This is a genomic window from Emticicia sp. CRIBPO, assembly GCF_009905725.1.
Taxonomy (GTDB): domain Bacteria; phylum Bacteroidota; class Bacteroidia; order Cytophagales; family Spirosomataceae; genus Leadbetterella.
On sequence record NZ_JAAAKV010000005.1, the window covers coordinates 304,638 to 328,079 of the forward strand.

A 23,442-nucleotide genomic window follows, 5' to 3' on the forward strand; every position below is an offset into this window, starting at 1 on the left:
TTTTCAATTTTTGCGGCATAAAAACTATGAGATGCTGGTAAATGTAATTAAGATAGGAGGAAATGTCATTGATAACCCTCAGAAAATAGAAGAGTTTCTTTCGAAGTTTTCGGCTTTAAGCGGATACAAAATCCTCATTCACGGAGGAGGAAAAATTGCGACCAAAGTTGCAGAGCAATTAGGTGTAAAAACGGTGATGGTAGAAGGCCGCAGAATCACCGACGAACCGATGCGTGATGTGGTGACGATGGTTTACGGTGGATTAGTCAATAAGCAGATTGTAGCAAAGCTGCAATCCAAAAATTGTAATGCCATCGGGCTGACCGGAGCAGACGGTAATTCGATACTGGCTGAAAAAAGGAAGGTCGGTGCCATTGATTACGGTTATGTGGGCGATGTCAGAAAAGTCAATGCGGAGTTTATCAAAACATTGCTTGAAGCAGGGGTGACCCCGGTTTTTGCTCCGTTGACTTACGATAAAGAAGGTAACATTCTGAATACCAATGCCGATACACAGGCCTCTTCTGTAGCAGTGGCGATTTCAAAAGATTTTAAAGTAAATTTAATCTACTGTTTCGAAAAGAAAGGCGTGCTGTCAGATGCCTCGGACGATAACTCCGTCATCAGCCGCTTAAACCCGGAATTGTATGAAAAATATAAACAGGAAGGCGTAATCTATGAAGGGATGATCCCTAAACTGGATAACGCCTTTTCTGCTATTCAGAATGGTGTAAATCAGGTGATCATCTGTCATGCAGACGAGCTTTTTGATGCCGTAGAACTTGGTACGGCCGGTACGAGTATCGTTATCTGATTTTCAGGTAAATGTGCCTGTACCCATCGTAAACTTCATCGACCAGGAAAAGAGAATCTCCCTTGATATGATAGGATTGCTGCCAGTAATCGGACCGGTAGTAGATCAGAGGTACTTTGTCTGCAGAAGTGATAGAGCTGCCCTCTCTTATGACGTAACTGGTTTTTATCTTCGACTCACCGTTTTCTATCATTTCGAAGTCTCCATTGTGCGTAAATATCAGTTGACGGTTGTTGACCGCTGAAGCTTTGACCGTCATTCCTGTTTTGCCTCCCTGGCTTTCCACCCACTCCCATTTGCCTGAGAGTGTTGTCTTACTGGGGACACTTTCCTGGTTTTTACAGGCTGCAAAAGCAAAAAATAAGATTAGTATAGAGAGGGTTTTCATGAATCAGGCAGTGGTTTTAAGGACACAAATTTATTTAGTCCTTACATAAGTGTGTCCGAATCCATCATAAACCTCGTCAAAGAGAAAAAGGGAATCTCCTTTGAGCTGATAAGACTGGTGCCAGTAGGTTGAGTCCGGCAAAAAGTAAATCATAGGAACCAGCTCGGTCGAGGTAATAGACTTACCGTCCTTTATCTGGTACTTGGTTTTTATCTTTGATTTGCCGTTTTCAAACATTTCAAAATCACCGTCAGTAGTAAACAGGAGTTGTTTCCTGTTGTTTTCAGAAGCTTTGATCGTCATTCCGGCTATCCCTCCGGTGCTTAACACCCATTCCCATTTACCCACAAGGGTCTTTTCCTGTGGAGCGGCGTTTTCGCTCTCACAAGCCATTAAAGCAAAAAACAAAACAATAACTGAAAGCATTTTCATATCCTGAGAAATTAATATTAATCAACAAAAGTATTATTTAATCCTTACATAAGAGCTCTGAAACCCATCATTATGCTCATCAGACAAATATAAAGTATTCGATTCAACTTGAAAAGACAGCGGCGATGCGGTGGAATCCGGCACGAAGAAAATCATCGTGACCGGCTCTGTTGAAGAAATGGAACGTCCTTTTCTTACTTCGTATTTCCTTTTTGTGACAGATTGACCATTGATAAAAAACTCAAAGTCTCCTTTTTTGGTAAACACCATTTGCCGCTTATCATTTTCAGAAGCTTTGTAGGTCATTCCGGCTATTCCTCCTACACTTTTTACCCATTCCCACCGGCCCACTATGGCTTTTTCCGGTGCCAGGTTCCTGCCCTCGCAAGCAATAAGGGCAATAAATAGAGCAATAGCTGAAAATATTTTCATTGTTAGCTGAATCTTTCTTTCAGAGATTCTGATTTCTGCTGATTGGTTGCAATTTGCCTGTTTTAATTTGACTTTTTACAAGAAAACGATCCGGGAGTCTTTTATAAGATATGACATTGCAGATAAAAATCTCAAAATCCGGTTAGCCTATAGCTGACACCTTGCCGCTAATTCCTACCTTTGTTCAAAATTATTCAGGTATGTCATACTCTTCGCTTGAAACCATCAATACGGAAGTTGTTGAATTATTGAAAAAACTCATTGCCACGCCTTCTTTCAGCCGTGAAGAAGATAAAACGGCAGATATACTTCAGCTTTTTTTAGAAAGTAAGGATATTTCAGTCAACAGGCTTTTGAATAATATCTGGGCCAAAAACCTGCATTTTGATGAAAACCTGCCGACAATACTGCTCAATTCTCATCATGACACTGTAAAACCCAATATTTCCTGGACATACGATCCTTTTCTGCCCGTTCTTGAAGGCGATAAGCTTACGGGATTAGGAAGTAATGACGCAGGTGGCCCACTCGTATCTTTACTCGGTGTTTTTTTGTTTTTCTATGACAGGTCTGATTTAAAATACAACCTGATTTTTGCGGCTTCGGCCGAAGAGGAAATTTCCGGCAAAAACGGCATCGAATTGCTTTTGTCTGAACTGCCGGTTATTGATTTCGGAATAGTGGGGGAGCCGACACAAATGAACCTGGCTGTGGCCGAAAAAGGCCTCATGGTGTTGGATTGTGTGGCAGAAGGAAAGTCGGGGCATGCCGCCAGAAATGAAGGAGAAAATGCGATCTACAAGGCTTTACAGGATATAGAATGGTTCAGGACTTTTGAGTTTCCGGTGGTTTCGGAAAGCCTCGGACCTGTTAAAATGAGCGTGACCCAGATCAATGCAGGAACCCAGCATAATGTAGTGCCTGATGAATGCAAGTTTGTGGTAGATATCCGGGCAACGGATGCGTATAGCCTGGAACAGACACTTGAAATGATCTCATCCCACATCAGAAGTAAGGTAACACCACGTTCGGTGAGACTGAAACCTTCAGGTATTCCGCCGGACCATCCGATCGTAAAAGCGGGGGTAAATCTGGGCCGGACGACCTATGGTTCACCGACCTTATCAGATCAGGCTCTGATGGATTTTCCGACCTTGAAAATAGGCCCAGGCGACTCTGCAAGATCACATACAGCCAATGAATTTATCTATATTTCAGAGATTGAAAAAGGCATAGAAATATATAAGAGAATGCTGGAACAGGTCATTCTTTAAGCGTCAGAAAATCATTTAAATCTTTTCAAAATTTACGATGAATATTTTTTATTATATCCTAGCTATCCTTTGCGGTGTGGGCACAAGTATCCAGTCCGGTGTCAATTCTGAATTAAGAAAATCGCTGCATAACCCGGTTCTGGCCGCTATTATTTCATTTTCTTCGGGCCTGCTGGTGCTTTTGATCGTCTATCCTTTTTTTCCTAAAAGTCAGCTTCCCGCTTTCGCCACGCTGAAAAGTATTTCTATCTGGCAATATACCGGAGGGCTTCTGGGAGCGTTTTATGTTACCTCGGTCATTATGAGCATCCAGAAAATAGGCTCTGCCAATATGATCACTTTGATAGTCGGCAGTCAGTTGCTGATGGCCATGGTCCTCGATCATTTCGGATGGCTTGGTTTTCAGACGCAACCCCTCAATATCTGGAGAATTCTGGGAGCTGTATTCATTGTTTGCGGAGCGTTATTAATCTTGAGAAATTGAATCTATTTCCTGATTTTAAAAATTATTGGGCATAGTTTTTGTGTTGAGAGAGAATAATACCACAAGAAGGTTCGTAATTCTAAAATCAAAAATTTAAATGGACTTAATTTCAGAATTGAAAGGAATAATATCTCCTCAGGTTGCAGAAAACATAGGTGATTTTTTGGGAGAAGATAAAGACATGGTTTCAAACGCTATGAGTCTGGCTATTCCTTCATTTTTGGGTGGGCTGTTAAAATACTCTAAATCAGAGGCCGAGGGAAACAAAATCATGAAGGTGCTGCAGGACGGCGGGCATTCCGGCGATATCCTGGAGAATGTAAACGGGCTTCTTTCGAATTTTGATAAAACACAACTGATCATTACCATCGGTAATAATATTGTATCACATTTTTTCGGATCAAACTCCAACCTGATCATTGATAAAATAGCCTCCATTTCGGGAGCTAAGAAAACTTCAGCGTCTTCTTTATTCAGCATTTCAGCTCCTTTGATCCTTGGGTTGATAGGCCGCCGGGTAAAAGCCCGAGGGCTGGATGCGTCAGGCTTATGCGATCTTCTGAACAATCAGAGCGAGGTGGTTTTGAGGACATTGCCTCCCGCCATCAGTAATATACTTAGCCTGAAGTCTGAAATCAATGAACCGGTAGAGAAAGAGGAAAAAGTGCAGAAGGTTCAGCCTCTGAGATCTTCTTCGGGAACAAAGTGGAGGTATATCCTCCCGTGGGTTTTCCTGGCCTTACTGGGAGCGGGCAGTTTATATTATTTCTATTATGTAAAACAAAAGGAAAAGGAGTTTCTGGCTTTGAAGGAAGGAATTATGAGAGATACTGCGATAAGCGAGCCTGCTCTTAACCCTTCAGAACTTCTGGATCCGAAAACACCTGATACACTTCAGAATGCAACTGCAGAAGTAGCCAAAGAACCTGAAATTGTACCTGAAACGACTCCGCTCAAAGAAAATGTAAAGCCGGCTCAGCAGGAAATAAAACCGGCGGCGAAGCCTGCTGATAATGGAGAGGCGGAAGTTAAGACCAATGCTCCGAAAACTTTTTCAGACGGTTGGTCGGGAATAACCGGCGTCAGCTTTGAAAAAAACAGTGCTGCCGTGAGCAATGCCGGGGGTATATCTGAATTGGTAAAAAGACTGAAAGCCAATCAGAAAGACAGGATTTTCATCGCTCCGATCAGCGGGGCCAATAAAACACTGGCAGAAGACCGAAGCTACGCCATCAGGGAACTGCTGATCGAAAACGGCATTGATGAGTCTCGGATAGTGATTAATACAAGAAGAATTGAGGGCCCTGAATCAAACTCAATTGCGATCAGAATAGGCAGATAAAATAGCAGACATTGAAATAAAGCCATGTATCCGGTAAGGTTTACATGGCTTTTTTTTACATTTGTTTGTACTTAACAACAAATTATGTCTGAAAATAAAACTTCGTTATCAACCCTGCTCATCCATCAGAACGGTCCCGAAAACAGTTACGGAGCAGTTTCCCAGCCTATTATTCTTTCTACTACTTTCGAAAGGGATCAGAACGGAGGTTTTCCGGAGGGCAGGGATATTTATGCAAGAGCTTCAAATCCAAACCGGCAAGCCCTCGAGGGCAAACTGGCTGCCTTGGAAAACGGCAAGTCGGCAGCATGTTTTTCTTCCGGCCAGGCGGCTACGATGAGCATTTTTCATGCTCTGGGTCACGGGAGCCACGTTATTTTGCCTGATGATATTTATTATGGAACGAAGGTACTTATTGATAATCTCTATCAATCATGGGGTTTGACCTGTACTTCAGTAGACATGACTGACCTGGCTGAGATTGAGAAGGCAATAAAGAACGAAACAAAGCTCATATGGATGGAAACCCCGTCCAATCCTCAATTAAAAATCACAGACATAGAGGGAGTCGTTCAGATCGCCAGAAAGAAAGGCATCCTCACAGCCTGTGATAATACCTGGGCAACACCCTATTTTACATCACCTTTTGATTTCGGAGTGGATCTTATAATGCATTCCACCACCAAATACCTTTCGGGACACTCAGATATCCTGGGAGGGTGTATTATTGCTTCAGAAAACACACCGGAAGGCGTTTTTCAGAAAGTGAGGGATTTTCAAACCCTCGGTGGAGCCGTTCCTTCTTCTTTTGATACCTGGTTGCTGAACAGAAGCCTGGCTACTTTTTTTGTCAGGATGCCTGTTCATGCTTCAAATGCCGTAAAACTGGCTGAGTTTTTTGAGCACCATGCGGCGATTGAAAAAGTCTATTATCCGGGCCTTGCTACTGATCCGGGGCATGTGATTGCCAAAAAACAAATGAAAAACGGCTTTGGGGGTATGCTTTCGGTCCTGATAAAAGGAGATGAAGTCAACACCCTGAAAGTAGCGTCGAAATTGAAAATATTTAAACACGCTACCAGCCTCGGAGGAGTGGAAAGCCTGGTGGATCATCGTAGAACAGCCGAGGGAACACATTCTGTCAGCCCTCCGAATCTGCTGAGAATTTCTGTCGGGATTGAATCTATTGAAGATTTAATTGAAGATTTTAAGCAAGCATTAGTATAATATTTTCGATTTAAATCGTTTATTTCGCAATACTTTAACAAAAAGAGCTGATTATAAGCATGAAAAAAACTATTGGGATAATTCTTTTCGCCGTCATAGCGGCTAACGCACAAAACCTTAAAACCAAACCCAACTGGCATAACCTCGACTACGCCAAGGATGGCATTAGAGGAATGAGTACTGAAAAAGCTTATGCAGAGCTGTTAAAAGACAAACCTTCAAAAACAGTAATCGTCGGAGTAATTGACTCGGGTATTGATATTAATCATGAAGACCTGAAGAACGTCATCTGGGTCAATACCAGAGAAATTCCGGGCAATGGCAAAGATGATGATGAAAACGGATTCATAGATGATGTGAACGGCTGGGATTTTATCGGCGGAGCAGATGGAACAGATGTGAACCAGGAGCAGTTGGAAATGACCCGTATTTACAAGAATCTTAAACAAAAGTTTGGTGACAATCCTAAAAAGAGGCTGATCAAGAAAAACAAATCGGATTATAACCTCTACAAAAAGCTGGAGATTGATATCAAAGATAAAAGAGAAGAGGCTGAGAAATACCTTCCGATGTATACCAACATGTACAAGAAGTTTACTGAAGCTGAAGAAACCCTGAAGGCGGTTTTGAAAAAAGATGTGGTATTGACGGCGGATGTTGAACAGATAAAAGACGAAAACTTTGACAGATCTGTGCGTCAGGCCAAGCAGTTCTGGCTTCAGCTGACAGCCATGGGTGCCACACTTTCAGACCTTAAAGATGGTGTGCAGCATTTTGAAGATGAGGTTAAGTTTAATTACAATCTTGATTTCGAACCGAGAAAAGTAGTGGGCGACGATCTTTCCAAACTTCAGTATGGTAAATACGGAAACAATGAGGTAACAGGCCCTGATGCTATGCACGGTACGCACGTTGCGGGGATCATCGCTGCTCAGAGAGAGAACGGATTAGGTGTAAAGGGCGTAGCAGACAATGTGAAAATCATGGTCATCAGATGTGTGCCTAATGGTGACGAAAGAGATAAGGACGTGGCCAATGCCATCAGGTACGCTGTTGACAACGGGGCCCAGGTGATCAATATGAGTTTTGGCAAAGCCTATTCGCCTGATAAAAAATGGGTGGATGAAGCTGTCAAATACGCAGAAAGCAAAGATGTGGTACTTGTAGCGGCTTCAGGAAACGATAACCTTGATATAGACCAGGAAGTACATTACCCTGTGAGAGAATATCTTAACGGTGGTCAGGCACAAAACTGGATTTCTGTCGGTGCTCTGAATCATGAAGAAGCCCCTGACCTGGCGGCAACTTTCAGCAACTATGGAAAAAAAGGAGTTGATGTTTTTGCTCCGGGAGTGGCCATTTACTCTACTGTTCCGGGAAATAAATACGAAGAAAAACAAGGTACCAGTATGGCTTCCCCGGCTGTAGCAGGTGTAGCGGCTTTATTGAGATCTTATTTCCCTTCTTTAACAGCTCCTCAAATCAAGAATATCATTCTTGATTCTTCAGTGAAACTTCCGGATGCTACCGTGAAAATTCCCGGTGGAGAAGAAAAAGTTAAATTCGGAGATCTGTCTGTAACCGGCGGGGTAGTAAATACCTACAATGCCGTTAAGATGGCGACCCAAATGACTCAAAAACAACAGTAGTCCGAAATATTTTATCAGCGACCGTTTAAAAATTCATTTCCGGGCGTACTTTTGCAAATAAAAGTCCGGAGATGAATTTTATACTTTTTGACGATCCTGTATTCCGTAATCAACTTAAACCAGTTACCCTCACACGTCCAGTTTCTGAGATCAGAATGGGTGTAATCACCATTGCAGAAAAATGGTCGAGACGTCAGGAGGGTCAGTACAGCTACCTTACAGAAGCCTATCTTCAATCAAAATTCGCAGTCAATTATGCTGCAGATAATATATATCTGAATGCATCTGTTTTACCGGATAATCAGATTCTCGATAAAATACTGACATTAGAAAACGGCCAGGCTCTGACAAAGTCCGGGAAGATACTGGCGGTCAATACAAACCAGCATTTAGGCTTTGGTTTTGATAACCTCGGGTTTGAACAGGTAGAGTGGGAGGGCGATGTTTCTTTCCTCACAAAACTTCCTGATTTATTTCTGAAAAATGCTGCCCAGATAAGCTCTGACTTTAGATTGCTGACACACGGCAGGCAATCAGCCCCTGTAACAGATAAATATACCAGTGTTTACGGTGAAGAAAATATATTCATTGAAGAGGGTGTTTCTATCAAATCCTCTATTCTCAATGCTGAAAACGGCCCGATCTATATCGGTAAAAATGCCGTTATCCAGGAAGGCAGCCTGATCATCGGACCTGCTGCCATCGGAGAAGAATCTATGGTGGCTTTCGGAGCTAAAATAAGGCCGAATACAACCCTTGGGCCCGTTTGCAGGGTAGGAGGTGAAGTGGGGAACTCCATTTTTATGGGTTATTCGAACAAAGCCCACGATGGATTCCTGGGTAATTCCTTTATCGGCGAATGGTGTAACCTCGGGGCAAATACCAACAATTCGAATCTTAAAAACGATTATAAAGAAGTAAAACTCTATAATTATCACACCTCACAACTTGAACCCTCCGGGGAAATTTTCTGCGGCACATTCATGGGCGATTATACCAAAGCGGGCATCAGCACCATGTTCAATACCGGGACAGTTGTAGGGGTAGCTTCCAATGTGTATGGAGCAGACTTTCAGGAGAAATTTATTCCCAGTTTTACCTGGGGCGGCAAACTGTCAGGTTATGAGGATTACCGTTATGACAAAGCCATAGAGGTGATCAATACGACCATGGGCAGGCGTGCTATGAAACTTTCAGCAGACGACGAAGCCATTTTAAAATTCATCTCAGATAATAAAAAGAAAGAATAATGCTTTTTGCTAATATTCCGGGGCTTCAGGAAACCAAGGATTTACTGATCAGGTCGGTTACCAATAACCATGTGGCCCATGCACAGCTTTTTCACGGGCTGGACGGCAGTGCCAACCTGGCTATGGCCCTTGCTTTTGCTACCTATCTCAATTGCGAAGACAAACAGGAAACAGATGCCTGCGGAAAATGTTCGTCCTGTCTGAAGATAAAAAAACTGGCTCATCCTGATGTTACTTATATTTTCCCGACCGCCGGGGGTAAAAAAGTACTCTCAGAAAACTTCATGAAGGAATGGAGGGAATTTGTAGCCGAAAAACCATTCGGAGGGCTTTCGGACTGGCTTAATTTCGTAGAGATTAAACAAGGGAATATTCCTGTTGAAGAAGCCAGGCAACTCATCCAGAATCTTTCCTTAAAATCCTACGAAGGCGGATATAAGATCGTTATTATCTGGCAGGCCGAAAATCTGCATACGGCTACGGCCAACGCCCTTTTAAAAATCCTGGAAGAACCACCTGAGCAAACGCTGTTTTTGCTGGTCTGTAGTTCTATGGACCGCTTGCTGACCACCATTATCTCAAGGGCCCAGCGGGTTGCGATCAGAAACTTCAATCAGGATGAAGTCATAAAATATCTGATGAAAAAAGGTCTTGACAACGAAGAAAGGGCGGCTCAGATCGCTTTTCTTTCAGATGGGGATATGAACAAGGCCGAGGAACTGATGGAACAGAAAATCCAGAACGAGCAGGAATGGTTCGCCAACTGGATGCGGTATTGCTATGCCTTTGATGTTTCAAAACTGATTCCGCTGGCTGATGAATTCGATACTTTTACGAAAGAAACACAAAAAGGACTTTTCGAATATGGTTTGAGGATTCTGAGGGAATTATTCCTTTACACCCAGAGTGCTGAGCAACTCGTCAGGATAGAAGGAGAAGAACTTGTCTTTGTACAGAAGTTCTCAAAGGTTTTTAATATAGGAAACCTTGAACATATCATCGGTCTGATCAGCGAGGCCCATTTTCATATTGAAAGAAATGTCAGGGCCAAGATAGCCTTTCTGGACACCTCCCTGAGTATTTCAAGATTGATAAGATAAAGTACTTGAATCTTTATTTTTTCTTTTTAAAAATTAATGCTAGTTTTAACGCATTGTTCAATCCTTTTTTTAAAACCGAATGAAATCCTTTCAAATTAAAGAACAGGCACCTGTTTTTGATGTAATTATTGTAGGGTCTGGTGCCGGCGGCGGTATGGCAGCCCATCAATTGACCAAAGCAGGGGCGAAAGTCTGCCTCCTTGAAGCCGGCGGATATTTTGACCCCGCAGATCCCAAATACATTACCCAGCTTAAATGGTCGTATGAATCTCCGAGAAGAGGAGCTTCCACCGTGCGTCCCTTTGGAGACTTTGACGCAGCCTGGGGTGGCTGGGAGATTGAGGGAGAGCCTTACACCCGCAAAAACGGAACTAAGTTTGACTGGTTCAGGTCAAGGATGCTGGGTGGCAGGACCAATCACTGGGGACGTATTTCCCTGAGGTTCGGGCCAAAGGATTTCAAACGCAGAAGTATCGACGGATTGGGCGACGACTGGCCTATCAGCTACGAAGATGTAGCTCCTTACTATGATGAAGTAGACAAATTGATCGGGGTTTTCGGCTCTAAAGCTAACCTTCCGAACGACCCGGATAGTATATACTTACCTCCTCCGAAGCCTCGTTTGCACGAGTTGATGATCATGGAGGCCAACAAAAAAACGGGAGTAACGACCATTCCTTCCAGGATGTCGATGCTAACCAAGCCTATCAACGACGAAAGAGGCTCTTGCTTCTACTGCGGTCAGTGCGGCAGGGCATGCCAGGCTTATGCCGACTTTTCGTCATCTTCTGTATTGGTGAAACCAGCCCTTAAAACCGGTAATCTTACCCTGATCAACAATGCGATGGTAAGAGAGGTGCTTACCGATACCAGCGGACTGGCAACAGGCGTGTCTTACGTAAATAAACATACCTTAGAGGAAGTAACGGTTAATGGTAAAATTGTGATTCTGGCAGCAAGTGCCGGAGAATCAGCCCGTTTGCTGTTAAATTCCAAATCATCAAGATTTACAGGTGGTCTGGCCAACTCATCCGGAGTGGTTGGAAAATACCTGCATGACTCGACAGGAGCCAGCAGAAGTGCTTTTATTCCTCATCTGGTTGACCGTAAAAGATACAACGAAGATGGCGTGGGCGGTATGCACGTTTATTCTCCATGGTGGCTGGATAACTCCAAACTTGACTTCCCGAGAGGGTACCACATCGAATACGGTGGAGGTATGGGAATGCCGGGTTATGGCTTCGGCTCGGGCATGGAAAATGTCAACGGGAAATATCCGGGCAGAGACGGTGTCGTTAAAACCGGCGGTGGGTACGGAGCTTCGCTGAAAGACGACTACAGATTCTTCTATGGTGCCAATATCGGTATGGCCGGAAGGGGAGAAGCCGTGGCAAGAGAAGATAATTATTGTGAAATCGACCCTAATGTAGTGGATAAATGGGGTATCCCTGTTTTACGTTTCCATTACAAGTGGAGTGATTATGAAGTAAAACAAGCCAAACACATGCAGGATACTTTCGAGGAAATCATTCATGCTTTAGGTGGTATTGCCAGCGGATCTAAACCGGGAGCCGATACTGATTATGGTCTGGCTGCACCTGGCAGGATTATTCACGAAGTAGGTACGGTAAGGATGGGTAACGATCCTTCAAAATCTGCTTTGAATAAAAATTCCCAGGCCCATGATGTTAAAAACCTTTTTGTGGTTGACGGAGGATCTTTCGTTTCACAGGCAGATAAAAACCCAACATGGACCATCCTGGCATTATCAATGAGGGCTTCAGCTTATATCATGGATCAGGTAAAAGCTAAAAAACTTTAATCAAATGAAAAGAAGAGACATACTTAAAAATATAGGTTTGGGAACAGCCGGAGTGGTTGTTTCCGGCGATCTTATCGGGCAAACTCCCGTAAAAAAAACTGAGGTTAAACCGATACCTGATGTAGCAGGCGGAAGGCTTAAAGAAGAAATTGAGCATAATAATAAACTGAATGCCCAGAGGTTTTTTTCTGCTCATGAACTGGCCACGGTAACCATCCTGGTAGATATCATTATTCCGGCTGATAAGATTTCGGGAAGTGCCTCACAGGCAGGAGTACCCGCTTTTATCGAATTCATGGCTAAGGATATCCCAGCACAGCAGACACCTTTAAGAGGAGGTTTGATGTGGCTGGATATGGAATCAAAGAAACAATTCGGCCAGAAATTCAGGTCTTTAACTCCTGCCAACCGCCTCAAGCTGGTAGACCAGATCGCTTATCCTTCAAAGGCAAAGCCTGAAATGTCACAGGGTGTGGCATTTTTTAATCTGATGAGAAACCTGACCGCTTCAGGGTTCTTCAGCTCTGAGATGGGGATAAAGGATATCGGGTATGCCGGAAACACGCCTAATCAGTGGGATGGTGTGCCTAAAGATGTTTTAGCTAAATATAACCTTAGCTATGACGAATGGAGTAAGCATGTAAACGGATAATTTATATCTTCAGAAGACTAAGTTCTGCAAACGGATGAACCCCAGGTTTATCTTTTTGCAGAATTTTTTATTTACTCTTTTTTGACCGGACCCTGCTGAGGGTTTCGGGAGTGAGACCTAAAAACGAAGCAATATATTTTAGCGGAGCTCTTTCATAAATTTCCGGATAACTGGTCTGGAAAATCTCATGTCTTTTCTGGGCACTCATCATTCTCAGAAACCTTACCCTTTCATCATACATGATCAATGATATTTCCGTCAGGATCCGGCCCACGTAATTGGCTTCCGGAAAAGTGTTATAGAGCTCATACAGGTCTTTATGTTTGAGACAGATGAATTCTGAGTCCTCAAGTAGTTCCACCGCCTCCAGAGACGAAGTTTGTGAAATAAAACTATGGGGAATATAAATAAAGTTAAACTCATTGATGATCCACGAGGTCACTTCAATCTTCTCTTCATTTTCGTTTTCTTCCTTGAAGTAATACGATCTGACCATTCCTGACTCTATGAAATAAAGCGTGTCGTTGACTTCTCCGATTTTAACGATAAGGTCACCGGCCTTGCCCGACTTCCTTTTTAATCTTTTATCAAGCTCTTTCTGGATTTGTTTGGAGATGGGATAAATAGATTTGACTGCTTCTATGAACAGGGTATTTTTCATCTTTGATGGTTCAGGTAAATTTTTACAAATATAATGCAACCTTTAAACAATAAAATTGCATCTTTAAAATGAAACTAAATATTTATGACTAAAATTTTACCTTTGTTTAAAACCGAGTATGATCTGGCTAAAGCAATTAAGCAAGGTAATAAGGCTGCACAAAATGAATTTTACAGTAAATATTCTTCAAGGATGCTGGGTATCTGTATGAGGTATATTTCTGATAAAATGCTGGCAGAAGATGTGATGATCGATGGGTTTATGAGGGTTTTTGATAAAATCGACCAGTTTGGTTTTAACGGAAGCTTTGAGGGATGGGTTAAGAGAATTATGGTGAATGAAGCCCTGATGTATCTCAGATCGAAAAAAATGATAGAAATAGACCTGGAACTGGTTTCCGATCAGTCTTTTCATTTTTCGGTAGATACGTCGCTGGAGGCGGAAGATCTGATGAGTGTTATTAATCAGTTGCCGGTAGGTTACAAAACGGTTTTTAACCTCTACGCTATAGAAGGCTATAGTCATGCTGAAATCGCAGATAAACTGGGGATTTCAGAAGGTACGTCCAAGTCGCAGCTGAGCCGGGCAAGGACCATGTTACAGGAAAAGCTTAGCTATTTAAAAATGAACAATTTAGGGAATTAGATATGAACCAAATGAAAAAGAACCCTTTAGATGATTTTTTTGCCGAAAGGCTCTCAGATCACGAAGTGACTCCTTCGCAAAGAGCCATGGACAGGTTTCATGAAAAATTAGCGGAAAGAGAAAAGAAAGCCTCTCCATTTATGATGATCAGGCCTAAAGCCTGGTATTATTATGGTGCGGCGGCTTCTGTTGCCCTTTTGATGACGGTCGGTTATCTCCAGTTCAAGTCGGATGAAGCAGTTATTCATTCAACTCCGGGGATGGCTCAGAATCAGAAATCTGTCCCAAAAACAGACAACCATACTGCTGCCGTGGCTGAGAATGCTGTTGGTACGGAATCAAAGGAGCAGCCGGGTTCAAAGGATAAAACGGTTAATAAAGCAGTTCAGCAATCTTCTAAGCCGGTTGTTGCCCCGCAAACAGCTCCTTCGGTAGCACAGCAAAAGTCTGTTGATGAACTGATCAGGAATATAGAAATAGATGAACGTCCTAAAGACCAGCTGGCACAGGCTCTTGACAGGTCTGAAAGCATAAAAGCTACCCGGAATACCCCGGTCTCAACAGACCAGAATAAGCTGTTTAAAAGTGAAGTAGGAGAAACCATCGTGCTGATCACCACCATTCCTGAAGAAGAGGTCATTCATTTACCTAACCAGGATTCAGGCATCAACAAATCGAAGGTGGTAGCTATGGGAACCGATAAAGGAGATGAGGAAAAATCTGTCTTCTCAAGGGTTTTCGGAGAAATTAGAAATCTGAAACACGGTGAGAAGGTAAACCTTGCCAAACTCGGTTTGAAATCAAATGACGATGAGTTAGCCAGGGAAGATGGCTTTATCGCTTCAGAGACCAGGCAAATCAGGCAGGGATGGCAATGGATCAAAGGAAAGATCAATAACAATTAATAAATCACTATAAATTTAACAGACAGTCACCCGGATTGACCCGTTGGGCTGGCTTAGAGGTACATTTTAACTAATTACTCCAATGAAAAGGACCGCTTTACTTTTGTTTTTAATAGCTTTCGGGCTTTCTTTTAAGTCTTTTGCGGTGATGCCGTCCGATACCACCGTAATCGAGTTTACAGACAAGGGTATTAAGAAAAGAATAACCGTTTACACAACCCACAGCAAGAGCTTTGATGTTCCGAAAGTCCTTAACCTGGAGAACCTGCTGAAAGAAATCGGGGTGGATTCCACGGAAAGAGAGAAAGCCCTGATCCTGATCGGGAAAGATAACAGCAAACAGGACACCATTTTTGTGATATCGAGGGAGGGGAATAAAATCAAAATCCTGACCAGGGACCCTGTCTTTAAATCCTCCCAGGACACCGTTATCGTGGGCGAAGAAAAGCACATCATTATCGAAGAAAAAAAGGATTCCTACGATTTTGAACACAAGTCCGACAAGCCGGAAAAGCCTGCTCAGAAAAAGAAATTCTTTGCCAGAAGTGACTTCGGTATTTACCTGGGGATCAATAATTTTTTCAATAACGCATCCCAGGGCCCTTCTCAGCTCTACGACCTAAGGACCTGGCCGTCAAGATATGTCGCACTTTCGTTCAGAAAGAATGCGACCCTGATCAGGGGCGAAAAAATGGATCTGGCCCTGAGCTACGGTCCGGAAATCGCCTGGTATAATTTTATGTTTGAAAACAGCAACGTTGTCAAATATGAAAACAACCAGGTCAGCTTTGTGAAGAATACATTTGAGACCAAAAAATCAAAACTGGTGATGCCGTTTCTGAACCTGCCGGTGCTTTTAAACTTCGGCTTCAAGCAGGAGAAATTCAAAATCGGGATCGGGGGATATATCGGCTACAGAATAGGGGGCTACAGCAAGGTTAAATCTGAATCAGAAGGCCGGGTGATTGAGAAAGCCTCTTTCGGGATGAACAAGGTCACCTATGGGCTTACAACGGAATTCGGAAGAAAGAACGGACTGACGCTGTTTTTCAGATATGACCTGAATGACCTTTTCAAGGAAAATCAGATCAACGGGAAAGACCTGCAGGCTTTCAGTGTAGGCATCAGGTTGTAAAATTCCGGGCCGGATTAAATAACATTTCTGCTCAAAAGTTGCTTTCCTGAAAATAGGGAGCAACTTTTTTTCGTTTTAGTTTTTTGCCCTAATAAAAAGGAGAAGGTGATTAAAGAAATTGTAAGTGGCTAACAAACAGTCAGATGATTTATCAGGTTTGCGGGCGGGTCTGCGGACTTGAAGGAGACAATTTTATTTGCGATAATTTTTTTAAAAAAACTTTACATTTTTTTGGTCATAATTTTGCGAATAAGAAAAAACCTCCTACTTTTGCAACTCCTTTTGAAAAGAGGGCAGTTCTTTGTTTTAAGTTATTAATATTTGGGGGTGTACCAGAGTGGCCAAATGGGGCAGACTGTAAATCTGCTGGTGTACGCCTACGGTGGTTCGAATCCATCCGCCCCCACATCGCTTTTAATAAGCGGGCGTAGCTCAGTTGGTAGAGCGACAGCCTTCCAAGCTGTAGGTCGCGGGTTCGAACCTCGTCGCCCGCTCTTAATTCCCTAAGCCTTCGTAGCTCAGTGGTAGAGCACTTCCTTGGTAAGGAAGAGGTCGGCAGTTCAATCCTGCTCGAAGGCTCTGACTTAACTGGCAAGGTGGAATCAGAGCATTGAGCAATTATTGTATAATAATTGCTCCTTTTTTGAATTTTTAATATCGAAAAACTATAAATCGTATCTAATAAAATGGCAAAAGAAAATTTTGACCGTAGCAAACCCCATGTTAATATTGGTACTATCGGTCACGTTGACCACGGTAAAACTACATTAACAGCCGCAATTACTACAGTTCTTGCGAAAAAAGGTCTTGCAAAATTGAGAGATTTCTCTTCAATTGACAATGCACCTGAGGAAAAAGAAAGAGGTATTACTATCAATACTTCACACGTAGAGTACGAAACAGCTAATCGTCACTATGCACACGTTGACTGTCCAGGTCACGCCGATTACGTTAAGAACATGGTAACTGGTGCTGCTCAGATGGATGGTGCAATTATCGTTGTTGCTGCAACTGATGGTCCTATGCCACAAACTCGTGAGCACATCCTTCTTGCCCGTCAGGTAGGTGTTCCTCAGTTGGTAGTATTTATGAACAAAGTTGACTTAGTAGATGATCCTGAGCTTCTTGAGCTTGTTGAAATGGAGATTCGTGAGTTATTGTCATTCTACAAATTCGACGGTGATAATATCCCTGTAATTCAAGGTTCTGCACTTGGTGGCTTGAACGGCGAAGAGCAATGGGTAACTAAAATCGAAGAGCTTATGGATGCGGTTGATAGTTTCATTCCACTTCCTGCTCGTGCTACTGATAAGCCATTCCTTATGCCGGTTGAAGACGTATTCTCGATCACTGGTCGTGGTACTGTTGCTACTGGTCGTATCGAAACTGGTATCATCAACTCTGGTGAAGCAGTAGATATCCTTGGTATGGGTGCTGAAGGTCTTAAATCAGTTGTAACTGGTGTTGAGATGTTCCGTAAAATCCTTGACAGAGGTGAAGCTGGTGATAACGTAGGTCTTTTATTGAGAGGTATTGAGAAAGAAGCCATCCGTCGTGGTATGGTTATTTGTAAGCCGGGTTCAGTAAAACCTCACACTAAATTCAAAGCTGAAGTTTACGTATTGTCGAAAGAAGAGGGTGGTCGTCACACTCCGTTCTTTAACAAGTACCGTCCTCAGTTTTATTTCCGTACCACTGACGTAACTGGTGAGATCTTCTTGCCTGAGAACGTTGAAATGGTAATGCCTGGTGATAACATCACTATCACTGTAAACCTTATCAATGCAATTGCGATGGACAAAGGTCTTCGTTTCGCGATTCGTGAAGGTGGTCGTACAGTAGGTGCTGGTCAGGTTACTGAAATTCTTGAATAATATTTCTCGAAATATAGCAAAAAGCACTCCTTGTGAGTGCTTTTTGTGTTTTAGTACAAACACTGTAATACTATCTCCCTGATGAGGAATTCAAAACCGGCCGGAATTATATTTGTCCTGATTACCGTTCTGATTGATGTGATCGGAATAGGGATCATCATTCCTATTATTCCGGTGTTGATTCAGGAACTGACCGGAGGAAACATCAGTGAAGCCTCCAATTATGCCCTGTGGCTGGTTTTTGTCTATTCGCTTATGCAGTTTCTCTTTTCGCCGATCATCGGTGGGCTCAGTGACAAATACGGAAGACGCCCGGTATTGCTGTTTTCACTTTTCGGGTTCGGGATTGATTACATATTCCTCGCTATGGCCCCGTCTATCCTCTGGCTGTTTGTAGGGAGGGTTATCGCAGGTATCACAGGAGCAAGTTTCACGACTGCAAGTGCTTATATTGCCGATGTGAGTCCCCCTGAAAAGAGGGCTCAGAATTTCGGAATGATCGGTGCTGCTTTCGGGCTTGGTTTCATTATCGGCCCGTCACTGGGCGGAATACTGGGAGAATACGGCAGCCGGATTCCTTTCTGGGTTTCAGCCGCTTTAACATTGGTCAACTGGCTTTACGGATACTTTGTATTACCTGAGTCACTAAAACCCGAAAACAGGAGGCCTTTTGACTTTAAAAGAGCCAACCCGGTCGGAAGTCTTTTAAACCTCAGGAAATACCCTTTTATACTTACCTTGGTGGCATCTTTGTTCCTGGTATATGTAGCCAATTACGCTACCCAGGGGACCTGGTCGTTTTATACCATGGAAAAGTTCAAGTGGGGTGAAATGGAAGTAGGTCTGTCGCTTGGATTTGTCGGATTGATGGTCGCCATCGTACAAGGCGGTTTGATCAGGGTGATTATCCCTAAACTGGGTCAGCAGAAAGCTCTGTTTGTAGGTCTGGCGGTGAACGCCCTTGGGCTTCTGGCTTTTGCTTTCGCCTCCCAATCCTGGATGATGTATGCGATCATGATACCGTTTGCTTTCGGAGGAATAGCCAATCCGGCCTTTCAGGGGATTATCTCCAACCAGGTCAAGGCAAATGAGCAGGGAGAGCTTCAGGGGGCTTTAACGAGCCTTTTAAGTGTGGCGGCCATCATTGGTCAGCCTTTGATGCTGGGTTTGTTCGGATATTTTACTTCCGCTAAAACAGACCTGTATTTTCCGGGAGCTCCGTTTTTTGTCGGATCCTTGTTGACGGTCATCAGTCTGGTGCTGACTTACAGGACCATAAAAAAAGAAAATTTAAAGGTTTAATGCAGTAATTTTGGTGTAACAAAAAATATTGCTAAATTTGCAGCCCAATTAAGGTTCTTTATATACACGGGAATAGTTTAAAGGTAGAACTACGGTCTCCAAAACCGTCGGTCTGGGTTCGAGTCCTAGTTCCCGTGCTGTTTTTGAAAATTTTCAAATACAATCATTATTAATAAGTAGTTTAATGAATAAACTGGTATCTTTTTTTAAGGAATCATGGAATGAGGTAGCTAATGAAGTTACCTGGCCTAAATGGGGTGAGTTGCAGTCAAGTGCCACTCTTGTTTTGGTAGCATCGCTTATTTTTGCCCTTGTCGTGGGTGCCATCGACTTCCTGATAGATAATTCGTTAAGATTATTATATCAATCAATATAAACTTAAACGCCTGCAAGAGCAGTCAGCACATGAGTGAGTTCAGTTGGTATGTTGTAAGAGCCGTATCACAACAAGAAAAGAAAATTAAGAATTATATCGAAAATGAAGCAGTCAGAAGAAAGCTGACCGATTTCATTCCTGAGATATTGATTCCTTCAGAGAAAATTGTTGAAGTAAGAAACGGAAAAAAGAGAGTCCGCGAGAAAAATTATTTCCCGGGGTACATTCTTATTAATGCTGACCTGAACAACGGTGAGGTAATGCACATGATCAAAAGCTTGCCTGGTGTTATTGGCTTCCTTGGTAAAAACGGCGGAGCATCTATTGAACCTGAACCTTTGAGACAATCTGAGGTGAACCGCATCTTAGGTATCCAGGAAGAAATCAGTGAAGAAACGATCGACTCAGCTGTGAGCTTCTCAAAAGGTGCTGCAGTTAAAGTAATCGACGGACCATTCAATGGCTTCGAAGGTACTGTAGAAGAAATATTTGACGATAAGAAGAAATTGAATGTAAGTGTTAAGATCTTCGGAAGAAGCACACCGGTAGAGTTAAGCTACATTCAGGTAGAGAAGATTTAATCAACTCTCCCGAAAAATATAAAGAAGGCTGTTCCCCAAAGGAGCAGCCTTCTTCAATGAAAATAGCGGGTGTAACTTATATTCCACTCTCTATCATTCCAAACCCCTTCTCCTTTTTCCTTTTCTCCGCTTTCCATAAAATCTCATAAATCCATCATATCCAACAATTTATGTGTGAATAAATTTGGAACAAAAAATAATTTCCTCTACTTTTGCAGTCCGTTTTGTAGAAACTGACAAGGCGGCGTAGAATTTTCCTTTCTCTTGTCATAATCTGATTATGTAACGCTTCCCCGGAGAGTCTGGTTAAAACTATGGAGAATCGAAAGAACATTTAATTGAAAATCAACCAATTGTGACTAGGTTGACGGGATCTTAAAGTTGGGTTCGTATGTTCGTATTTCTCAACATTTTAAATTATTTCAAGCAATGGCGAAAGAGATCGCAGGATATGTTAAGTTACAGGCTAAGGGTGGTCAAGCCAACCCTGCACCTCCGATTGGTCCTGCCTTAGGTTCGAAGGGTATTAACATCATGGAGTTCTGTAAGCAATTCAATGCGAGAACTCAGGATAAAATGGGCCAGGTGGTTCCTGTATTGATTACTTACTATACAGACAAATCATTTGACTTCGTTATCAAAACCCCTCCTACAGCGGTGTTGTTGATAGATGCAGCTAAAGTAAAGAAAGGTTCTGATCAGCCTAACAGAAATAAGGTTGGTTCAGTAACTTGGGATCAGGTGAAAGTTATCGCCGAAACCAAAATGCCGGATCTTAACTGCTTCACTATCGAGTCGGCCATGAAAATGGTTGCCGGAACAGCAGCGAATATGGGCTTAAGGATCAAAGGAGACAGTCCTTTTTAATTTTTTTTCATTTTATTAATGGGAGTTTCGCAAAATGCGGAACGTTAATTACCAAACAAACAATATGGCAAGAATCACAAAAAAAAGAAAAGAAGCCCTTTCGAAGTATGATGCTTCAAAGGAATATTCTTTGGAAGAAGCTGCGGCTGTTTTGAAGCAGATTTCTTACACTAAGTTTGATTCATCTATTGATGTTGATGTACGTTTGGGCGTTGACCCACGTAAAGCTGACCAAATGGTAAGAGGTGTTGTAGCCCTTCCGCACGGTACCGGTAAAACAGTAAGGGTTTTGGTTCTTTGTTCTCCTGATAAGGAAGAAGAGGCTAAAGCTGCCGGAGCTGACTACGTAGGTCTTGACGACTACATCGCCAAGATAGAAAAGGGTTGGACTGATGTCGATGTAATCATCACTATGCCTACAGTAATGGCTAAACTTGGTCGTTTGGGTCGTGTGTTAGGACCAAGAGGTCTTATGCCAAACCCTAAATCAGGTACAGTTACATTAGAAGTAGGAAAAGCTGTAACAGAAGTAAAAGCTGGTAAAATTGACTTCAAAGTTGATAAAACAGGTATTATTCATGCAGCCATAGGAAAGGTATCATTCGATCCTAAGCAAATCGCAGAAAATGCTAATGAGTTAATTCAGACACTGATTAAACTCAAACCATCTTCAGCAAAAGGTACTTATGTGAAAGGCATCAGCTTTTCAAGCACCATGAGTCCGGGTATAAAGATTGACAAATCAACAATAATTGGATTGTAATCATGAGAAGAGAAGAAAAAGCAGTAATAATCCAGGAGCTTACCGAGAAGTTTGCTAACTCACCTTATTTCTATATCACAGACGCAAGTGGTTTGTCGGTTGCTACAACCAACAAATTCAGAAGATTGTGTTTTGACAGAGGTATCGAATACAGAGTGGTTAAGAATTCTTTGATCGAGAAAGCTCTTGAGACGCTCGACACAGATTACACGCCGTTCAAAGATTCAGTTCTTAAAGGTTTTTCAGGTATCTTATTTCACCCTGAATCGGGTAAAGTAGGGGCGAAACTCCTTAAAGATTTTCTTAAAGAAAATAAAAACTCAATTAAGCTTAAAGGTGCTTCAATCGACGGAGGTCTGTTCATTGGTCACGACCAACTTGAGACTCTTGAGAAATTGAAATCTAAAGCTGAGATGATTGGCGAAGTAATCGGATTGCTACAGTCGCCTGCCAAAAATGTTATTGGCGGACTTCAAAGTGGTGGTCACAAATTGGCTGGTATTCTTAAAACTCTTTCTGAGAAAGAAGCCGCCTGAATTATTCAAGGGTGATACAAGGTGTATCCATCCTACATTTAAAAACAAAAGTATTAACTTTCAAAATTTTATATTAAAATGGCAGATTTGAAGGCATTCGCTGAACAATTGGTTAATTTGACCGTTAAAGAAGTAAACGAATTAGCAACTATCCTTAAGGATGAATATGGTATTGAGCCTGCAGCTGCAGGTGCGGTTGTAGTAGCAGCAACTGGTGGCGGAGACGCTGCTGAAGCTCCTGCTGAGCAAACTGCATTCGATGTGATCCTTAAATCAGGTGGTGCTAACAAACTTCAGGTAGTTAAATTGGTTAAAGATCTTACAGGTCTTGGACTTAAAGAAGCTAAAGAACTAGTTGACGGTGCTCCAAAAGCATTGAAAGAAGGTATTGCTAAAGATGAGGCTGATGCCCTTAAGAAGCAACTTGAAGAAGCTGGTGCTGAAGTAGAGATCAAGTAATTTACTCTACCGGTATTTTGAGTGAGGTGGAATAAGTTGAAAAACTTACTCCACCTCATTTTGTTTTTCGAGCATTTCGATTTTTTCTTCCAAAAGTTCTACCATTTTTGACTTTTCCTTGATAAGGTTATCTTTCTCATTTAGTAATAAAATCAAAAAATCTTTGTCAAGTTTATTGGAAACTGAGTTTTGATTAAATGGATTTACATTATTTAATGGCCACCCAGTAAGCTCCCTGAGCACTTCTTCATATGTGATACTTAAGGCCCTGGCGATCTTTGGTATTTCTTCTACTTTCAGCTTTTGTTTTCCGTTCTCAAGTCTGTTGTAAGACGAGTGTTCCATATTCAGCATTTCTGCCATATATTCTTGTGAGAAGCTTGCCTGGATTCTTAATCTTCTTAGATTATCGTTGTTAAAATTCATAAAAAGGTATGGTTTTTTGAGTCAAATGTACACAAATATACGGAAA

General features: G+C 42.3%; 26 protein-coding genes and 4 tRNA genes. 25 read left to right on the forward strand and 5 right to left on the reverse strand.

The window, feature by feature from the left end; translation table 11 throughout:
* The first annotated feature begins 31 nt into the window (after positions 1 to 31).
* Positions 32 to 814, forward strand: a complete 783-nt coding sequence (gene argB, locus GVN16_RS12485) for an acetylglutamate kinase (RefSeq protein WP_166564228.1) — start codon at positions 32 to 34, stop codon at positions 812 to 814.
* On the opposite strand, the gene GVN16_RS12490 is transcribed toward argB, so the two are convergent.
* From GVN16_RS12490 to GVN16_RS12500, 3 genes are read right to left on the reverse strand one after another with little or no spacing between them, the layout of a single operon-like run.
* Entirely contained in the window at positions 807 to 1,202 is a 396-nt protein-coding gene (locus tag GVN16_RS12490; RefSeq protein ID WP_166564229.1) for a hypothetical protein, read from the reverse strand. The genes argB and GVN16_RS12490 overlap by 8 nt on opposite strands.
* Positions 1,203 to 1,232: 30 nt before the next feature.
* Positions 1,233 to 1,634 carry a hypothetical protein gene (locus GVN16_RS12495; protein ID WP_166564230.1) on the reverse strand — a complete coding sequence of 134 codons (402 nt, stop codon included), beginning with the start codon at positions 1,632 to 1,634 and terminating at the stop codon, positions 1,233 to 1,235.
* 33 nt (positions 1,635 to 1,667) lie between these two features.
* Entirely contained in the window at positions 1,668 to 2,066 is a 399-nt protein-coding gene (locus tag GVN16_RS12500; RefSeq protein WP_166564231.1) for a hypothetical protein, read from the reverse strand.
* Between the two features lie 200 nt (positions 2,067 to 2,266).
* Between GVN16_RS12500 and GVN16_RS12505 the strand changes: the two genes are divergently transcribed.
* The 9 genes from GVN16_RS12505 to GVN16_RS12545 all read left to right on the forward strand — a co-directional run bounded on the left by GVN16_RS12505 (position 2,267) and on the right by GVN16_RS12545 (position 12,866).
* Entirely contained in the window at positions 2,267 to 3,340 is a 1,074-nt protein-coding gene (locus GVN16_RS12505) for a M20 family metallo-hydrolase (protein WP_166564232.1), read from the forward strand.
* A 37-nt stretch (positions 3,341 to 3,377) separates the two neighbouring features.
* On the forward strand, positions 3,378 to 3,824 hold the full coding sequence (locus GVN16_RS12510) for a DMT family transporter (protein WP_166564233.1): 447 nt from the start codon (positions 3,378 to 3,380) through the stop codon (positions 3,822 to 3,824).
* Between the two features lie 97 nt (positions 3,825 to 3,921).
* A complete protein-coding gene (locus GVN16_RS12515; RefSeq protein ID WP_166564234.1) occupies positions 3,922 to 5,166 on the forward strand; it encodes a DUF937 domain-containing protein in 1,245 nt (414 codons plus the stop codon).
* A gap of 84 nt (positions 5,167 to 5,250) precedes the next feature.
* Entirely contained in the window at positions 5,251 to 6,393 is a 1,143-nt protein-coding gene (locus tag GVN16_RS12520) for a PLP-dependent aspartate aminotransferase family protein (protein WP_166564235.1), read from the forward strand.
* A 59-nt stretch (positions 6,394 to 6,452) separates the two neighbouring features.
* Positions 6,453 to 8,042 (forward strand): S8 family peptidase, encoded by a 1,590-nt coding sequence (locus tag GVN16_RS12525; RefSeq protein WP_166564236.1) that lies wholly within the window; start codon positions 6,453 to 6,455, stop codon positions 8,040 to 8,042.
* A 71-nt stretch (positions 8,043 to 8,113) separates the two neighbouring features.
* The gene (locus GVN16_RS12530; RefSeq protein ID WP_166564237.1) at positions 8,114 to 9,292 is read left to right on the forward strand and encodes a putative sugar nucleotidyl transferase; all 1,179 of its coding nucleotides are present in this window, start codon (positions 8,114 to 8,116) and stop codon (positions 9,290 to 9,292) included.
* Complete coding sequence (holB, locus tag GVN16_RS12535) at positions 9,292 to 10,392, forward strand: DNA polymerase III subunit delta' (RefSeq protein ID WP_166564238.1); 1,101 nt, start codon at positions 9,292 to 9,294, stop codon at positions 10,390 to 10,392. Before GVN16_RS12530 ends, holB begins: the two co-directional genes overlap by 1 nt.
* Positions 10,393 to 10,471: 79 nt before the next feature.
* Positions 10,472 to 12,214, forward strand: coding sequence for a GMC family oxidoreductase (locus GVN16_RS12540; RefSeq protein WP_166564239.1), 1,743 nt, complete (start codon positions 10,472 to 10,474; stop codon positions 12,212 to 12,214).
* A 4-nt stretch (positions 12,215 to 12,218) separates the two neighbouring features.
* Positions 12,219 to 12,866 (forward strand): gluconate 2-dehydrogenase subunit 3 family protein, encoded by a 648-nt coding sequence (locus tag GVN16_RS12545; RefSeq protein ID WP_166564240.1) that lies wholly within the window; start codon positions 12,219 to 12,221, stop codon positions 12,864 to 12,866.
* A 67-nt stretch (positions 12,867 to 12,933) separates the two neighbouring features.
* Here the strand turns inward: GVN16_RS12545 and GVN16_RS12550 are convergent, their stop codons facing one another.
* Complete coding sequence (locus tag GVN16_RS12550; protein WP_166564241.1) at positions 12,934 to 13,527, reverse strand: Crp/Fnr family transcriptional regulator; 594 nt, start codon at positions 13,525 to 13,527, stop codon at positions 12,934 to 12,936.
* 84 nt (positions 13,528 to 13,611) lie between these two features.
* Between GVN16_RS12550 and GVN16_RS12555 the strand changes: the two genes are divergently transcribed.
* The 15 genes from GVN16_RS12555 to rplL all read left to right on the forward strand — a co-directional run bounded on the left by GVN16_RS12555 (position 13,612) and on the right by rplL (position 22,970).
* The gene (locus GVN16_RS12555; protein ID WP_166564242.1) at positions 13,612 to 14,172 is read left to right on the forward strand and encodes an RNA polymerase sigma factor; all 561 of its coding nucleotides are present in this window, start codon (positions 13,612 to 13,614) and stop codon (positions 14,170 to 14,172) included.
* 11 nt (positions 14,173 to 14,183) lie between these two features.
* The gene (locus GVN16_RS12560) at positions 14,184 to 15,077 is read left to right on the forward strand and encodes a hypothetical protein (protein WP_166564243.1); all 894 of its coding nucleotides are present in this window, start codon (positions 14,184 to 14,186) and stop codon (positions 15,075 to 15,077) included.
* A gap of 82 nt (positions 15,078 to 15,159) precedes the next feature.
* Positions 15,160 to 16,212, forward strand: a complete 1,053-nt coding sequence (locus GVN16_RS12565; RefSeq protein WP_166564244.1) for an outer membrane beta-barrel protein — start codon at positions 15,160 to 15,162, stop codon at positions 16,210 to 16,212.
* 323 nt (positions 16,213 to 16,535) lie between these two features.
* Positions 16,536 to 16,618 (forward strand) — tRNA-Tyr (locus GVN16_RS12570).
* 15 nt (positions 16,619 to 16,633) lie between these two features.
* Positions 16,634 to 16,706 (forward strand) — tRNA-Gly (locus GVN16_RS12575).
* 13 nt (positions 16,707 to 16,719) lie between these two features.
* A tRNA-Thr gene (locus GVN16_RS12580) sits at positions 16,720 to 16,791 on the forward strand.
* A 107-nt stretch (positions 16,792 to 16,898) separates the two neighbouring features.
* Positions 16,899 to 18,086 carry an elongation factor Tu gene (gene tuf, locus GVN16_RS12585; RefSeq protein ID WP_166564245.1) on the forward strand — a complete coding sequence of 396 codons (1,188 nt, stop codon included), beginning with the start codon at positions 16,899 to 16,901 and terminating at the stop codon, positions 18,084 to 18,086.
* An 81-nt stretch (positions 18,087 to 18,167) separates the two neighbouring features.
* Positions 18,168 to 19,388, forward strand: coding sequence for a TCR/Tet family MFS transporter (locus tag GVN16_RS12590; protein WP_166564246.1), 1,221 nt, complete (start codon positions 18,168 to 18,170; stop codon positions 19,386 to 19,388).
* Between the two features lie 66 nt (positions 19,389 to 19,454).
* A tRNA-Trp gene (locus tag GVN16_RS12595) sits at positions 19,455 to 19,525 on the forward strand.
* A gap of 47 nt (positions 19,526 to 19,572) precedes the next feature.
* A complete protein-coding gene (gene secE, locus GVN16_RS12600; protein ID WP_166564247.1) occupies positions 19,573 to 19,764 on the forward strand; it encodes a preprotein translocase subunit SecE in 192 nt (63 codons plus the stop codon).
* Positions 19,765 to 19,793: 29 nt separating this feature from the next.
* A complete protein-coding gene (nusG, locus tag GVN16_RS12605; protein WP_166564248.1) occupies positions 19,794 to 20,345 on the forward strand; it encodes a transcription termination/antitermination protein NusG in 552 nt (183 codons plus the stop codon).
* A gap of 429 nt (positions 20,346 to 20,774) precedes the next feature.
* Positions 20,775 to 21,212 (forward strand): 50S ribosomal protein L11, encoded by a 438-nt coding sequence (rplK, locus tag GVN16_RS12610; RefSeq protein ID WP_166564249.1) that lies wholly within the window; start codon positions 20,775 to 20,777, stop codon positions 21,210 to 21,212.
* A 64-nt stretch (positions 21,213 to 21,276) separates the two neighbouring features.
* The gene (gene rplA, locus GVN16_RS12615; protein ID WP_166564250.1) at positions 21,277 to 21,975 is read left to right on the forward strand and encodes a 50S ribosomal protein L1; all 699 of its coding nucleotides are present in this window, start codon (positions 21,277 to 21,279) and stop codon (positions 21,973 to 21,975) included.
* Positions 21,976 to 21,977: 2 nt separating this feature from the next.
* The gene (rplJ, locus tag GVN16_RS12620; RefSeq protein ID WP_166564251.1) at positions 21,978 to 22,511 is read left to right on the forward strand and encodes a 50S ribosomal protein L10; all 534 of its coding nucleotides are present in this window, start codon (positions 21,978 to 21,980) and stop codon (positions 22,509 to 22,511) included.
* A 78-nt stretch (positions 22,512 to 22,589) separates the two neighbouring features.
* Positions 22,590 to 22,970, forward strand: a complete 381-nt coding sequence (gene rplL, locus GVN16_RS12625) for a 50S ribosomal protein L7/L12 (protein ID WP_166564252.1) — start codon at positions 22,590 to 22,592, stop codon at positions 22,968 to 22,970.
* A 45-nt stretch (positions 22,971 to 23,015) separates the two neighbouring features.
* On the opposite strand, the gene GVN16_RS12630 is transcribed toward rplL, so the two are convergent.
* The gene (locus tag GVN16_RS12630; protein ID WP_166564253.1) at positions 23,016 to 23,396 is read right to left on the reverse strand and encodes a helix-turn-helix domain-containing protein; all 381 of its coding nucleotides are present in this window, start codon (positions 23,394 to 23,396) and stop codon (positions 23,016 to 23,018) included.
* Between the last annotated feature and the right edge of the window lie 46 nt (positions 23,397 to 23,442).